Below are 14,197 nucleotides of genomic sequence, written 5' to 3'. Positions count from 1 at the left end.
AGGTGAGCATACGTGAGTGAGTATACAGCCGCATCAACGTATCCATGGAAAGATGCACTCGATAATTACCGTAAACTGGCGGAAGAGGCGGGGCCTGCCCCGTCAGATGGTTGGAATCAGGCTCGCAAATTAGCCCTTGTGGAGAGTGTTGCTCGGGCTTATACCCCTTACCAGGATAGTAGCGGCGCCATTATTGATCCGTTCTCGGAGGCCGAGCGATATTATTCCACACCAGCTTATGCAATGGCTGCATCGGTTCTTGTTCAAGCGGGACATATGGACCTGCTTGCTTCGGCCGCATCGGCCCTGTCACACAGTATCGATGTTGTTGTGAAGGGTTGTGCACCGGATCATCATCCGGACTTTTTCCCTGTGTTGATGATGAGAGCTTACATTCTGTTGAAGCCGCATATGCCTGAGCAAGCAAAGATCTGGGCAGAGGCTCTTAAGAAGATACAGCCAGAACAAGATTATGTTTTTACAATGAGCAAAATGAACAATCCCAATCGCATGATCAACTGGAACGCCATCATGATCTCCGGAGAATATCTGCGCTTGAGGGAACATCTCGCCAGTGAGGGTACGGATTGGATGGACCGTTATCTGAATCTGTATCATCTGCCACGCTTCACACCGCTTGGACTATATCAGGACGGTCCGCTGGACCGACCGAATTGTCCATTTTCTTATGATATTGCAACCCGCTATCATCTGGATGTCATGCTTGAAGCGGGATATGACGGGGCCTGCGCTGGTGAGTTAAAGGAACAATTACGTCATGGTGCATTCAGTACCCTGCTTACACTGTCACCGCTGGGGGAGATTCCTCCGCGTGGACGCAGCTCCCAACATCAATGGAATGAAGCGGCAGCAGCCTACGTATGTTCTACCCATGCAACACAGGCCTTACAGGCTGGAGATCGGGTGATGGCTGGAGCGTTCGCTCGTGCCGCCAATCGGTGTTTCGAAGCGGTGGAGCGTTGGAAGATGGATGATGGACGTCTGAAAATAGTTCGCAACGAGTATGCACCTGAGGCACGTCATGGCTACGAAATCTATACGAATCATACGGGTTATAATCTGTGGACGGCAGCAGCGCTGGCCCATGCCTGCCTTAGCGATCCTGGTGAAGATGTAACGGAGATATACCTTCCTTCCGAGGTGGGTAACCGTGTATTGCAGGCCGATGGATGGTTTGAAACGATTATCGCCTCTGTACCAGGTCAACAAATGATTCTGCATACGGCCATGAATGATCCATACACGGTTCCCGGTCTTGTGCGCATACAACAGGTGGGATTGCCAGGGCTGATCGGTCCTTCTGCTGCTGGACATGTGCAATCCGGATTCACGGAGTTTGCGGAAGGGGAAGTTGGTCCGCTGAGCTATTGTCCTGTCTGGAAGACGGCAGATGGAAACTGGCACAGTCTTGCCGGGGGCATTCCGTCAGGTGCTGATTATGACCGGGATGCGGGGATTGATCCTGCCGAGGGCGGAGGTTCGATTTTATTTGAAACGGTAGATCAAGAGGTCCGAGATGATTCAGCCTCCCCAGAGGGATATGACGGGAAGCATCAGGATCAGGCCAATGCATTTACAGTGACATGGCTTGGCCCACTAACCGGGCTCGATTCACTGCGTACCCGCTATGTACAGCAGGCGGATTTGCTTACTGTAACATATGAATTCGACGGTGAGCTTGAGGCTGTCGGGGCACTCATTCCATTGATGTTCAGTGATGGACGCGAGCAGGCTGTCATCACTCATTCCAAGCAGGCTGTGCGCAGCGAGTACCGGGGAGCTTATGTGGAATCCACCGTGCTGGATGAAGGAGCCACTATTCATCTCAAGGAACAGCCTGTAGCATCCCGCAACGGGCTGCTGAAGGAAGCAAGGATGGAATTAAGCGGCGTGCGAAGTATAACGTTTACGATCAGATTGGGTATCAATTAGAGGAGGGATAGGTTTATGAATACATCAACATCTGTGAAATGGCTAGAGGAAGCCTGGCGGCAAGGAGCGGCCAAAACGGGTCGCAACGCGCAGCGCATCAAGGATACATTTCCGCACACGGCCCCGCAGGGCATATATGACCGAAATGATCCCGAATGGTGGACCGCAGGCTTCTGGCCGGGGCTGTTATGGCTTGTCTATGGCGAGTCACCGGAAAACGAAGCTGTCGCTCCGTTATCCCGCATTGCCGAAAGTTGTGAACGGCAATTGGAAGGTTGTCTGCGTGATCCCGAATCGGTGGATCACGATCTCGGTTTCATCTGGCTGCTTAGTGGCGTAGCCAACTACCGCCAGACCGGCAGCGCAGATGGTCGGCGGCGGGGCATGCTCGCCGCCAATCTGCTCGCTGCCCGCTTTAACGTGCGCGGTGAATTCATCCGCGCCTGGAACTTCAGCTCGTCAACCATGGATACGCGCGGCGTAGCCATCATTGACAGCATGATGAACCTGCCGCTGCTCTATTGGGCATCCGAGCAGAGCGGCGACCCGCGCTTCCGCTGCCTGGCGGAAGCGCATGCGGACACCGTGGCGCGCGAATTCGTCCGCGCTGACGGGTCCATCTGCCACGTGGTGGAGTTCGATCCACTCACGGGGCAGAAGCTGCAGGAGCATGGCGGGCAGGGCCATGCTCCAGGTTCAGCCTGGGCGCGGGGTACCGCCTGGGCGTTGCACGGGTTTGCGCTGTCTTTCCGGTATACGGGCGAAGCCCGCTATCTGGAGACAGCGGAGCGGGCGGCCGATTTCTTCCTCGCCATGCTTGGCGAAGAGATCGTGCCGGTGTGGGATTTCCGCGCACCTGCCGAGCATCAGGTGGCGTGGGACTCGTCCGCTTCGGCGATTGCCGCAAGCGGACTGTTGGAGCTGGCGAAGCTGTCGCCGCGCGGCGAGGAATATGCAGCTGCGGCAGAGCGTATCCTTCGCGGGCTGCATGAGAACTACAGCTCCGGTGAGACGGCAGCGGAAGAAGGTCTAATCATGCAGGGCACTGTGCATTATCCAGAGGGTCGTGGCTTAAATGTGCCGATTATATACGGCGATTATTTCTATATGGAGGCGCTGGCGAAGCTGCGTGGCCGCCCGGGTTTATTTTAGGGAAACGAGAATCAGGGAATCAGGAATGTTACACTTCAAGCGGCGAGTATGCGTGAGAGGGCATGATTATGCAACCTACCATACAGCCGTTCGAGTGTGCCTGCCTCCTAATGGGAAAGGGTATTCCTGTTTTGGAGGCGGAGCACACCCTCGGTATCAGTCTGTTTTATTTTCGATGCCGGGTGTGCGTCTTAAGATGACAAAGTCGGCCGAGGATTGGTCGGGATATCGTTGAGGAATAATTTCATGTACTTTGAATTCGGGATAGTCGAACAGATAATCAAAAATATTTCGGTCCTGAATGGTGCTAACCCCTGGATTACCGTTTTCTTTCAAACGTGTGTATAACACAACCCACTCTGACGTAGAGTGCAGAATGTCGTAGAGTGTATTGCGAAAATCCGTTTCATCCGTAATATGATAGAGCACGTCCAGACAGACGGTGAGATCAGCTTGCAGGAAACCGCGATTAATCCACAGACCGGGTGTATATAACATGAAACTCTTGGAGGTATCGTTAGCAAACTTGGAGGCGCATAGACGCACCGACGAGCCGGCTACATCGACACCTAGATACGTATTATAATTCATATATTGCAGTTGATTGCCATCCCCGCATCCAAATTCAATGACGCTGGAAATACCCTCACGCTGAATCAGTCCATTTACCACCTCTGCCTTGAATTCAGCCAATACGCCATACGAACCCCTTCCGGATGTCTCGCCTGAGCTATACGTTTGTTCCCAATATCCTTTGTAGTCAAAAGGCTGACTCATGTTTCTCCCCCGATCATATAAATGAATTCAAAATAGTGACTATACATAGGTTATGCGTAATATTTGCAGGTATGAATCATTTGAAAATCGATAGATCGGATGAATGAATTCCCACGAATTCCCCTGAAAATTCCCTGAAAGTCTAAACATCTGGAAAGAACTTGCCGACATTAAACTAAGGAACAAAATGATAAGAATCGGGGGGAAATGATGTTAAAGCCAAGATTGACCAAGTACATGGTGATGATGCTGGTATTGGTGCTGAGTATTTCCAACGTAGGCTTGGCCGCTGCGGCAGATAAAGAACTGTCCAAAATTGTAGTTTCCAAAAATGAGCTGTCGCTCGAAGTGGGTGATTCCAGTTCGGTTACGGTGACAGGAGTATATACCGATAATACATCGGCTAACGTAACAATCAGTTCTTCATGGAGTAGCAGTGATACTTCGATAGCGACTGTATATAATGGTGCCATTACTGCCAAAAAGGAAGGTACGGCAACCATTACAACTTCGTATCTGTCTCAGAGTCAAACGGTTCAAGTGAATGTAACCAAAAAGGTCAAAGCCCTATCCAAAAACGTACAGTCGCTGGACTTGCGCACAGGGGATAGCAAAGACATTATTTTGACAGCAACTTACAGTGATAATACGACGAATGCAGATGCATCCAAAGTAGCCGAATGGTCATCCGATGACGAGAAAGTGGCAACGGTTGTGAATGGTAAAGTTACTGGACAAAGCGCCGGTACAGCTGTCATCACAGGTAAAGTCGGCAGTCAAAGTGTGACTGTGGATGTTAACGTTGAGGTTGTTAAGCGTGTGGATGTGGACAAGAAGCAGGTCAATCTGCTCTTGAACAAAAGCGAAACTGTAAAATTGACAGCCACCTATCCAGATGGCACAACCAAAGATGTAACGGATCTGGCAGAGTGGACGTCAAGTAATGAAAAAGTAGCAGATGCATTAAAAGGTGAAATTACAGGATACTCCGCAGGTTCTGCTAAGATCACAGCCAAATACGGAACGAAATCCGTATCCATAGATGTGGATGTCGATCTGACAAGCAAACTGAGTGTGGAGAAACAGAGCATTTTCTTCCGTTTGAGTGAGTCCAATAAAACAGCAAATGTAGTCTTGACTGCCTCTTACCCGAGCAGTGCTGATGTGAATGTAACGGATCAAGCAACATGGACATCCAGCAACGAGAAGGTAGCGACGGTATTTAAGGGACAAGTCACTGCGATTGGTGCGGGTTCTACGACAATCAAAGCAACGTATAGCGGCAAAACAGTGGAAATCACTGTGGATGTTGATACGGCAAGATATCTAGATATTGCGGGTGTCGAAGATAAACTGGCTATGAGCGTTACAGGTGATAACAAAACCAAGAAACTGGTAGCCAATGCAGAATATATTGATGCAAGTACAGAAGACGTAACTTCCAAAGCAACATGGACATCCAGCAATGCGGATGTTGTATATGTATCTGGCGGCGAGCTGATCGCTTATAAATCGGGAACAGCAACCATCACTGCGGCATACGGCGGCAAAACCGTTAAATTCACAGTGAATGTAGATGTTCCGGACAAGTATGAAATGGACAAGAAAAAAGGTTCTGTAGCCGTTGGTGGTACATTGTCTGTGAAAGTATTGGCCGTATACGGTGATACATCCAAAGATGTGTCCGAAGATGCGGATTGGAGCAGCAGCAGTGAGAAACTCGCTGAAGTGGACAGAAAAGGTGTCGTGACAGGTATTGCAACAGGTAAAGTAACCATCACAGCCAAAATTGAAGGTAAAACGTTAACTCTGCCTGTTGAAGTAGGCATGGCTAGTGGGCTGGAGGCAGATGTGAACTTTGTGGTGTTGTCCTCCAAGGAAACACAGCAAATCGTACTCACAGCAACGGATGAAGATGGCTTGACCAAAGACGTGTCATCCGATGCAACATGGAAATCAAGCAACTCCCGCGTAGCCGATGTGAAAAAAGGGGTTATCACTGCGAACAGCAGCGGTAAAGCCAATATCACGGCTGAATATGGTTCCAACAAAGTGACCATTCAGGTTGAAGTGGACGTTATTTCACGTATTGAAGCATCCGAACCGGCTCTTTCCCTGAAAACCGGTGATTCCGCTGATCTTACGGTTACTGCATATCTGAGCGATGGCAGTGAGCGTGATGTCACGGACAAAGCGGAATGGAAAACCAATAGCTACAAAGTAGCTCAGGTAACCAAAGGTAAAGTAAAAGCGACAGGTTCAGGTAAAGCAAAAATTACAGCGAAGTACGGCAGCAAGACGGTAACGATTGCAGTCGATGTAGATACACTGAAATATTTGCAAACCGATAAAGTAACCCTGACCATGAAGCCTGGTGACAAAGCAACCCTGGTTGCTACAGCAACGTATGCCGATGGCAGCGAAGCGAACGTATCCAAGCCGGCACTGTGGAAATCTTCCCGTATTGCGACAGCATCGGTGAAAGATGGCATCATTCAGGCTAATGGTAAGGGTAAAGCAACCATTACCGTGACTTATGCAGGTGTGAAAACCAAAGTGACTGTAGTCGTTGAAGCGAAATAATATCTTCAAGTACGAAGATAAAACAAGCAATTCTATGTGCGGTGATGACAGCTTAAATGCTGGCATCACCGTTTTTTTTAATGGGAAAAATACAAGAGAACTAACAATACAAAAAAAGAAACGCCCTGAAACATGTGCATATATCCACTTTGGATATAAAACACATTGTTCAAAGACGTTCACCGAATCTAAATAATCAATGAATTACATTGTATGAGACAGAACAAGCGCTCCGTATGCAAAAGCAATGACGATGAGGATGGCTGGATGCAGCTTAGTCTTGGTCATGACCCAAAGCGAGATCCCTGCAATGATCAATGTCTGCCAAATGCCGATGGAATTAGTGGATACCTGACCGAATTCCCATGTAAGTAAGATCATAAGTACAGCAATAACCGGTTGTACGAGCAGCGTCATCCCTTTCACCTTTGGTGAAGTACGATGCTTGTTCAGTAAACGAAGCAGCAGAATTAACGCGACAGCCGAAGGTACAACTGTGGCAAAACTGGCGATGAATGCGCCAAACCAGCCAGCTACCTGATAACCGACAAATGCGGCAATTTTGGTCGCAATTGGACCGGGAAGAGCATTGCCGATGGCCAGTACATCACCGAATTGCTCGGTGGTCATCCACTTGTAGTGGTTGACGACTTCCTCCTGCATTAATGGAATGGAGGCAGGGCCGCCCCCGTATCCCAAGATATTGGCTACAAAAAATCCCCAAAACAATTCCCACCATGTCTGAAGCATCGCTTAGGACACCCCCTTGTCGGAATCGCGTTTGGATTTGAAACGCTGGACCACATCCAGATGGAAGACGCCATATCCGAGGAAGACGGCAATCACAATACCGGGGTGAATATCCAGCAGCTGCAGCAGTACAAATGCAAGGACACCGAACAGGGCGGCAAAGGTTGTACCGAGTCCCTTCCATGCTTTCTTGGCGAATTCGTATGCCATCATGCCGAGCATAACAAAAATGACCGGGCGAACAGCTGCCACCATGCCTGCTACGATTTTCGATTCGCGGAGTGCGTACATGGAACCAAGAAGCGCAATGATGGCAATGCTCGTTGGCAAAATATGGGCCAGGACGGACACAATAGCACCCATCACGCCCTTCGTTTTATATCCGAGATACGCGGCCATCTTGGTAGCAATGGGACCAGGCAGAGCGTTGGCAATGGCCAAAATCTCGCCAAACTCATCATCGCTCACCCACTTATAGCGGGTAACGGCTTCATAACGGATCAGCGGAATAACCGAGGGGCCACCGCCATATCCCAAAATTCCGGTTCGTACCATCCCAATGACGAGACCGTTGTAATCTTTCCAACTCATGCTGATTTCCTCCTAGAGTCTCATGCCCATTCGGCTTTTATAACGTTTTAACAACAGCTGTGATTCTACCTTGACGATGCCGGGCATCTTGTAGAGCTTCTCCAGCAGGAACTGCTCCATCTCTTCCATATCTGCAAAAATACCATGCATGTGCAGGGTACTCGGGCCTGTCATATGATAGAGGCTGGTTACTGCGGGTTCTTCGTCCAGTTTCGCGGCCACTTCATCCAGGAATAACGGTTCTACATCGACATTGAAAAAGGCAGAGACCTGGAGTCCAACTTTGCCCGGATTGATAACTACGGTGAAGCGTTCAATGACTCCCTTTTCGGATAAAGCATTAATGCGGGCCTGAACGGCCACGCGGGACAAACCGATCTGTGCACCCAGATCGGTGTAGGATATCCGGCTATTTTGGTGAAGGGCGGCAATGATTTTACGATCGATTGCATCCAGATTGTGCATTTGCGGGATTTCTACCCCTTTGGAGGAGCGTTTCTCTGACATGATTGACCATCCTTTTTGTTAACTATATAGAATAAAAAATCTTGATAGGATCTACGTACAATTTGTATGCAGCATTCATATTTTAATGACGAATCGTAATTGGAGTCAATATATTTATTGTAAATGTTGAATTTATCCGATTCAAAGCTTTCATTTTGTCATTTTTACCAATCAGAGATGATGAATGGGAGCAGGATACAGGCTTGGATCGAAAAAGAGACTGTTCACGGAGCACATCCGTAAACAGTCTTCTATATAAAATACAGGTTGAAGCGACTTAATGAACAGTTTTAGGTAGACAAAAGGTAACAACAGTTCCTTCGCCAGGCTCCGAAGATACTACAAGTGTACCTCCGGCTCCACGAGCTCGCTCCTCCATGCTAAATAGACCAACGCCGTTACCAGCCGTCGTACTGTTGAACCCTGCGCCTCGGTCCTCTATTCTCACAACGGTTGCCTCTTCCGAATCTTCCACCGTCACATGAGCTTCTGACACATCGGCGTACTTGGCTACATTGGTTAACGCCTCCTGGATAATGCGATACATGGCAATCTCCCGGTTCATCTCCAGCCGTTTTCGCAGATTACATTCCAGCTCCACTTCAATCCCGTAGTGCCGGGTATAGTTCTCGATATACGTGCGAATGGCCGGAACGACACCAAGGTCATCCAGTACGGAGGGTCTCAACTCCCATGCCATGCCGCGTACATCCTCCATAATGCTCGTAACTTGTTTCCGCAGTGTTTCCACACCAGAATGCGGTTGGTCCGCCAGCAGACGATCCATCTGAATGACAAGGGAGAAGAGACTCTGTCCAATGCCGTCATGCAGCTCGCGTGAGATGCGACGCCGTTCCTCTTCCTGGATGTTCATGACCTGGGTCATCATCGTCTGTAACTCGGCTTCGACCCGCTTCAACTTGGTTACCTCACTACGAACAGCCAAATACTGATAGGGCTCACCATCGTTATCGAGAAAAGGCACAATGGTTGTATTCACCCAATAATGGCTGCCATCTCTGGCACGGTTACGAATCTCTCCGTTCCACACTCGTCCGGAAGAGATCGTTTCCCACAGGTTTTTCATAAAGTTCTTGCCGTGATAACCCGAATTAATGATCCGATGATCCTGACCGATCAATTCTTCCCGATTATATTGTGAAATTTCGCAGAACTTATCGTTTACATACTGGATTTTTCCTTTGCGGTCCGTGAGGGCTACAATGGACGACTCATCCAGGGCAAATTTCAGATCACTGAGCTGATGCAGGGAGCCTTTCAGTCTGCTGCGGAATTCATTATCTGTAATGTGACTGTCGATTTCCTCTAATAACTGACGCACAGGTTGGTCGGCAAATCCGCTAAGTCTGTTTTTACGTGTGCTACTCAAAGTTCAGCAACCCCTTTTTCATCGCAAACTTCACCAGTTCCGGTCTGGTTCGAAGGCCGAGCTTCTCCATCAGATTGCTTTTGTGGGATTCGACCGTTTTGACACTAATCACCAGATGTTCAGCGATTTCCTTGTTGGCGTAACCCTTGGCAATCCAGGACAAAATCTCTTTCTCCCGCTCAGATAACGTGTCGTACGGACCGGCGTTCTCCTGCTTCGCTTTGTCCAGGTATTCACTCATCAGCCGCTTGGTCGCACTTGGGTACAGATAGGCGCTACCCTCTGCTACAGAACGAATAGCGGCAAGCAATTCTTCATGCGGCGCGCTCTTGAGAATATATCCGGATGCTCCAGCGTGGATAGCGCGGAACAGATATTCTTCATCGTCATGCATGGTCAGGATCAAAATGGAGACATCCGGCATCAATTTCTTCAGTTCAGCAGTAGCGGTCAGACCGTCTTTGCCTGGCGGCATGCTGAAATCCATTAAGACCACATCCGGCTTCAGTTCTTGTGCTTTGGCAATAGCTTCATCGCCATCGGCTGCATCTCCAACAATATGTATATCATTCTTTCCGTCGAGCAGGGCGATCAGCCCGGAGCGTACAACTACATGATCATCGACAACTAATAATTGAATCACATCATTTTCCTCCTGTCCGGTTCCACAGTTCTGTCTTTATCATACCAAAAAAGAAAGCCATTCAGAGGGGAATCTCTGAATAGCTTCTTTTCTCTGTATATCGCACAAGAGGAATTAAACTTTAGTTCTCTGTTTTACCGAAACGCTCCTTAATAATGTCTGCAATTTCCTGAACCTGTGCTTCCACGGCAAGTGGATCATAGGGCCAGAAGCGTTCTCCGTCAAGCTTGAACACGCGATTGTTCTTCACTGCGTCCAGGGATGACCAAACTGCTGAGCCCTCATCCAGTGAACCTCCGTTGGACAAATCCAGGAAGATATAGTCACCTGCGTAATCTGCCAACTTTTCCTCGGATATCGCTACAGTATCTTTATCCTGATCAATGAGCTCTTTCTGTACAATGTCTGGTGCTTTCAGTCCGAGCTGTTGATAGATGGCCTGTCCACCGCGATTGACACCATCCCCATTGATGTACCATTCTTTGCCGAACAGACTGAAGTTGGAGAAGGTTGTGCCTTCTTTGACCAGTCCTTGAATGGAATCTTTGGCGGCCCTCACTTTTACTTCGAATTGGGATAACCAATCTTTGGCTTCCTTCTGTTTGTTAATGATTTCACCAAAAGCGGTGATTTCCTCATGGACATTGTCGTATGTTCCGTAAGGGATGATGAGTGTGGGTGCGATTTTACGATATTGCTCGTTCAGTTTCTCATCTCCACCCACAGTAACGATCAGGTCAGGCTGAAGTGCCAAAATTTTCTCTACTGATCCGCCGTCAATCCGGCCAATGTCTGCCACGCCCTCAACGAGATCAAGCACATACGGGCTTTCTAGCTCATAATCTGGCGCGCCTACAGGCTTGACGCCAAGTGCCAGAAAATCAGCAAGGTAACCTTGCGTAACGATACGCTGAGGATTCACGGGGGTTTCAACATCTCCGTTAACCGTCGATATGACCTGTGTTTCTGCTTCGCTGGTCGCTGGTTGTTCTTCTGTTACGGCAGGTGCGGAGGCTTTATTTTCTGTCGTTTCTTCCGCTTGACCTGAGCAGCCAATAATTCCTATCACAAGTAAAAGGATTATGAGCCCGGCCCACCATTTTGATTTAACCCCTGTCATTCTGCTTCTCCCCAATCAATAATGATTATCTTTCTCAATAAAACCTCCTATGTATCGTAGCTTTTGTGCACAAGTATCGTCTATCTCAAAATGTGACCCATTGAGCATGGACAAATGTTACCTGTCCTTAACGCTATTCTCCCGAATCAGGATGTCTACCATAAGTTCAAGTTGCTTCTCCAGAGACAAGGCATCATTACACCAGAATTGTTCCAGTTGCAGAGGGTATATGCGACGATTTCCGTTATTCATAACCTTGTGCCAGCCTGGGCGCTCGCTAAGTTTATCTGCTGAATCGTGATACAGGCCACCTTCATGTGCCGGAAGAACAAGAAACATATGATCGGCTGCATATTCTGTTAACTGGTCTTCTTCAATGTATTGATGATTGTCAGGTTCCAAAACATCACGGAGGATGTTGGGGTGGGGAGTAAGATGAAGTCCATAATACACGTTATAGGCTGCTCTGGCGGTTGCATTCCAGATACAAATGGTGCCGTCTTCCCACAGCTCATACAGACCAACGGTTTCTCCGGGTTTTATAAAATCTTTTAGTCGATCAGATTCGGTTCTGGCCCGTGTTGTGTAGTGTTCGATCCAATCTTCAGCTGCCTGTTCTCGTCCTACAATTCGGCCAATCAGACGGACTGTCTCCAGTCGATCCAGTTGGTTCCAAGGGAGAACAATAACCTGGGATATACGTTCAAGTTGTTCAAGCTTGTGTGGCAAGTAGTACAGATAATCTGGTGCGATGATCAAATCAATCGGTTCAGCGCGCAGTAATTCTTCCACGCCATGTTCATCCAGATCAATTACGTCATGCAGCTCATCCTGGATCAATGAAGAAAGGGCCCAGGGAAGAAAGGAGGCCGCAACGGGTTGAACGCCGAGGGCAAGCAGATCCCCTGTATACTGAACCGTTGCAATCCGTCTCGCACGTGGCTGCAATCGATACTCACTTGGGCTGATCCCGGTGGACTGCTTAAACTTGCGGCTTAAATATAAACCGTCAGCATAGCCTACCAGCAAGGCAATTTCATTCAATGTGGCCTGTGTGGATAGGAGGTATTGCTTTGCCTTATCCATCCGAACTCGGGTCAGATGAGCCTGGAAGCTGCGCCCCACCTGTTTTTGAAAAAATCTAGAGAAATAGCTTGCGTTAAATCCGGTCATGCGGGCAATGTCTTCCCGGGTGAGATGATCGCCATAGTGATGATTAATATAGTAAAGAGCATCCCGAATTACACTGTCCACCATTTCTGTGGCAGGTTTCACCGCCAGCCTGAACAACTCAAGCAGCTCACACAGTAGAAAATGGGATCGGGCTTCTTCGGTCTGGATGCTACCTGAACGTTTGTCGGTAAGTTCCTGGATAATGGCAAGAATCCGGAACCCTTGTGAACTGGCTCCAGTCTTTGACCCATGTGCAGGCAAGTTCTCTGATGTAAGTTCATAGACACGCTTCTCATGGGACTCTTTCGTTAATCCGTATTCCAGAAAGCCTATATGATATACCGTGAAGGCAGAAGCCGGAGTATGTATAAGCTCCAGGGAGCATGGGGGATAGAGGAAAAGGGTCTGGCCTTTATGTAAAACGCCATGTACCTGCCCATATTGGAAGTTCACCGTGGCTGTACAAGTCACCAGGGAAGGAGATTCTATGGAAATAAATCCGATTTGCTGTGCAGCTTCCCAAGGAATCACACTGGCATTTGTCAGTACAAGCATATCTGTAGCCTCCTAGCCGTATGTTCTATCTTGAACATATCGATGTATGGACTCGATTATATCAATCTGTGAGAGAGACGTCGACGTACACAGAGTAGTGATGTCAAGGTGACTAATTAACGCTTGTCCAACTAAGAATAAACCATAATCAAAAAAGTCTTGTTACTCCCATTAGGAAATAACAAGACTTTTTAGCGTATTCCAGACAGCTGTCTTTATCCGTACACTTTTGGCTGCAGCTGTATAGCGACCTGTTCGGTCTGACGGACCATCTCCTGTGAGAACGTGCAGGGTAATCTGCTGCCAAGGAGCAACACTGCGCCAGGAACACTTCCTTGCTGGAACACAGGCACTGCTATGGCACATACCAACCGCTCCGCAAGCATTAACGGGCAACGGCCGGGTGTATGCTTCCCGGTGGATTGTGCATCAGATAGAGCGGTGCGTCCAGTTCGAAGCGCTATGCCAACCAGATCTTGTCCGGGACGCATCTCCATGCGTTTCACCCGTTCGTTGCTGGTGCCGGATGTATACTTCCAGCGCAGCATCGTACCGGACAGACAGGCCAGTCCGCAAAAATCGCTGGAGGTACTCAGGCGCAGGCCGTCGATCATCTCCTGAATGCCAGATGGCAGTTCATCATGCATGAGAGGACACTTCCTTTTTTGGAATCATACCGTACGTTACGGTGTAATCAATATCAATATCGTTAACCTGTGGTCAGGGAAATCTTAAAATAAGGGTATTTGGCTGCTGCTTCTATTGTAGCCCCTTTTTTCCGTATTGTAATTCAGGGAAAACCCCTATTTCCGTTCTGCAATTTGCTGATCCTGTGTATGGACAGGTATTCTGGCCAGGAACAGCAAGGCTTTTTTCGATTGCAGAGTCGTAGAGGCACCTCATAAGTGTGATTTATCTCACAGCAAATTCAGGGAGTTTCTTCGTGAGGTTCAGGTAATCCCCCGATAACCCCCACGCTATATTCGCGGTATGATGGATACAT

General features: G+C 48.5%; 12 protein-coding genes. 3 read left to right on the top strand and 9 right to left on the bottom strand.

Annotated features, from left to right (window positions below; genetic code table 11):
* The first annotated feature begins 12 nt into the window (after positions 1–12).
* Positions 13–1,953 (top strand): glycosyl hydrolase, encoded by a 1,941-nt coding sequence (locus tag CS562_RS26710; RefSeq protein ID WP_099858689.1) that lies wholly within the window; start codon positions 13–15, stop codon positions 1,951–1,953.
* A 15-nt stretch (positions 1,954–1,968) separates the two neighbouring features.
* Entirely contained in the window at positions 1,969–3,105 is a 1,137-nt protein-coding gene (locus CS562_RS26705) for a glycoside hydrolase family 88 protein (RefSeq protein ID WP_099858688.1), read from the top strand.
* A gap of 156 nt (positions 3,106–3,261) precedes the next feature.
* Here the strand turns inward: CS562_RS26705 and CS562_RS26700 are convergent, their stop codons facing one another.
* On the bottom strand, positions 3,262–3,882 hold the full coding sequence (locus CS562_RS26700; protein WP_076290710.1) for a class I SAM-dependent methyltransferase: 621 nt from the start codon (positions 3,880–3,882) through the stop codon (positions 3,262–3,264).
* A gap of 210 nt (positions 3,883–4,092) precedes the next feature.
* On the opposite strand from CS562_RS26700, the gene CS562_RS26695 reads away from it, so the two are divergent.
* Complete coding sequence (locus CS562_RS26695; protein ID WP_099858687.1) at positions 4,093–6,465, top strand: Ig-like domain-containing protein; 2,373 nt, start codon at positions 4,093–4,095, stop codon at positions 6,463–6,465.
* Between the two features lie 204 nt (positions 6,466–6,669).
* Here the strand turns inward: CS562_RS26695 and chrA are convergent, their stop codons facing one another.
* The 8 genes from chrA to CS562_RS26655 all read right to left on the bottom strand — a co-directional run bounded on the left by chrA (position 6,670) and on the right by CS562_RS26655 (position 13,841).
* On the bottom strand, positions 6,670–7,215 hold the full coding sequence (gene chrA, locus CS562_RS26690) for a chromate efflux transporter ChrA (RefSeq protein ID WP_053780063.1): 546 nt from the start codon (positions 7,213–7,215) through the stop codon (positions 6,670–6,672).
* Between the two features lie 3 nt (positions 7,216–7,218).
* The gene (gene chrB, locus CS562_RS26685) at positions 7,219–7,806 is read right to left on the bottom strand and encodes a chromate efflux transporter ChrB (protein ID WP_099858686.1); all 588 of its coding nucleotides are present in this window, start codon (positions 7,804–7,806) and stop codon (positions 7,219–7,221) included.
* A 12-nt stretch (positions 7,807–7,818) separates the two neighbouring features.
* Complete coding sequence (gene chrS, locus CS562_RS26680; protein WP_099858685.1) at positions 7,819–8,313, bottom strand: chromate efflux transcriptional regulator ChrS; 495 nt, start codon at positions 8,311–8,313, stop codon at positions 7,819–7,821.
* Between the two features lie 277 nt (positions 8,314–8,590).
* The gene (locus tag CS562_RS26675) at positions 8,591–9,703 is read right to left on the bottom strand and encodes a PAS domain-containing sensor histidine kinase (protein WP_099858684.1); all 1,113 of its coding nucleotides are present in this window, start codon (positions 9,701–9,703) and stop codon (positions 8,591–8,593) included.
* A complete protein-coding gene (locus tag CS562_RS26670; protein WP_053780067.1) occupies positions 9,696–10,346 on the bottom strand; it encodes a response regulator in 651 nt (216 codons plus the stop codon). Before CS562_RS26670 ends, CS562_RS26675 begins: the two co-directional genes overlap by 8 nt.
* 121 nt (positions 10,347–10,467) lie before the next feature.
* On the bottom strand, positions 10,468–11,466 hold the full coding sequence (locus tag CS562_RS26665) for an ABC transporter substrate-binding protein (protein ID WP_099858683.1): 999 nt from the start codon (positions 11,464–11,466) through the stop codon (positions 10,468–10,470).
* A gap of 117 nt (positions 11,467–11,583) precedes the next feature.
* Entirely contained in the window at positions 11,584–13,194 is a 1,611-nt protein-coding gene (locus CS562_RS26660; protein WP_099858682.1) for a helix-turn-helix domain-containing protein, read from the bottom strand.
* A 215-nt stretch (positions 13,195–13,409) separates the two neighbouring features.
* Positions 13,410–13,841, bottom strand: a complete 432-nt coding sequence (locus CS562_RS26655) for a GAF domain-containing protein (RefSeq protein WP_099858681.1) — start codon at positions 13,839–13,841, stop codon at positions 13,410–13,412.
* Positions 13,842–14,197 lie beyond the last annotated feature (356 nt).

Origin of the sequence: Paenibacillus sp. LK1, assembly GCF_002750415.1 — a bacterium.
GTDB lineage: Bacteria > Bacillota > Bacilli > Paenibacillales > Paenibacillaceae > Paenibacillus > Paenibacillus taichungensis.
This window is presented reverse-complemented; position numbering and strand designations above follow the sequence as displayed.

Excerpts from the sequence above, each read along its gene's own strand:
- CS562_RS26665 (WP_099858683.1), bottom strand. The coding sequence starts at position 11,466 with ATGACAGGGGTTAAATCAAAATGGTGGGCCGGGCTCATAATCCTTTTA.
- CS562_RS26705 (WP_099858688.1), top strand. The coding sequence starts at position 1,969 with ATGAATACATCAACATCTGTGAAATGGCTAGAGGAAGCCTGGCGGCAA.
- chrA (WP_053780063.1), bottom strand. The coding sequence starts at position 7,215 with ATGCTTCAGACATGGTGGGAATTGTTTTGGGGATTTTTTGTAGCCAAT.
- chrB (WP_099858686.1), bottom strand. The coding sequence starts at position 7,806 with ATGAGTTGGAAAGATTACAACGGTCTCGTCATTGGGATGGTACGAACC.
- CS562_RS26695 (WP_099858687.1), top strand. The coding sequence starts at position 4,093 with ATGTTAAAGCCAAGATTGACCAAGTACATGGTGATGATGCTGGTATTG.
- CS562_RS26660 (WP_099858682.1), bottom strand. The coding sequence starts at position 13,194 with ATGCTTGTACTGACAAATGCCAGTGTGATTCCTTGGGAAGCTGCACAG.
- CS562_RS26700 (WP_076290710.1), bottom strand. The coding sequence starts at position 3,882 with ATGAGTCAGCCTTTTGACTACAAAGGATATTGGGAACAAACGTATAGC.
- chrS (WP_099858685.1), bottom strand. The coding sequence starts at position 8,313 with ATGTCAGAGAAACGCTCCTCCAAAGGGGTAGAAATCCCGCAAATGCAC.
- CS562_RS26655 (WP_099858681.1), bottom strand. The coding sequence starts at position 13,841 with ATGCATGATGAACTGCCATCTGGCATTCAGGAGATGATCGACGGCCTG.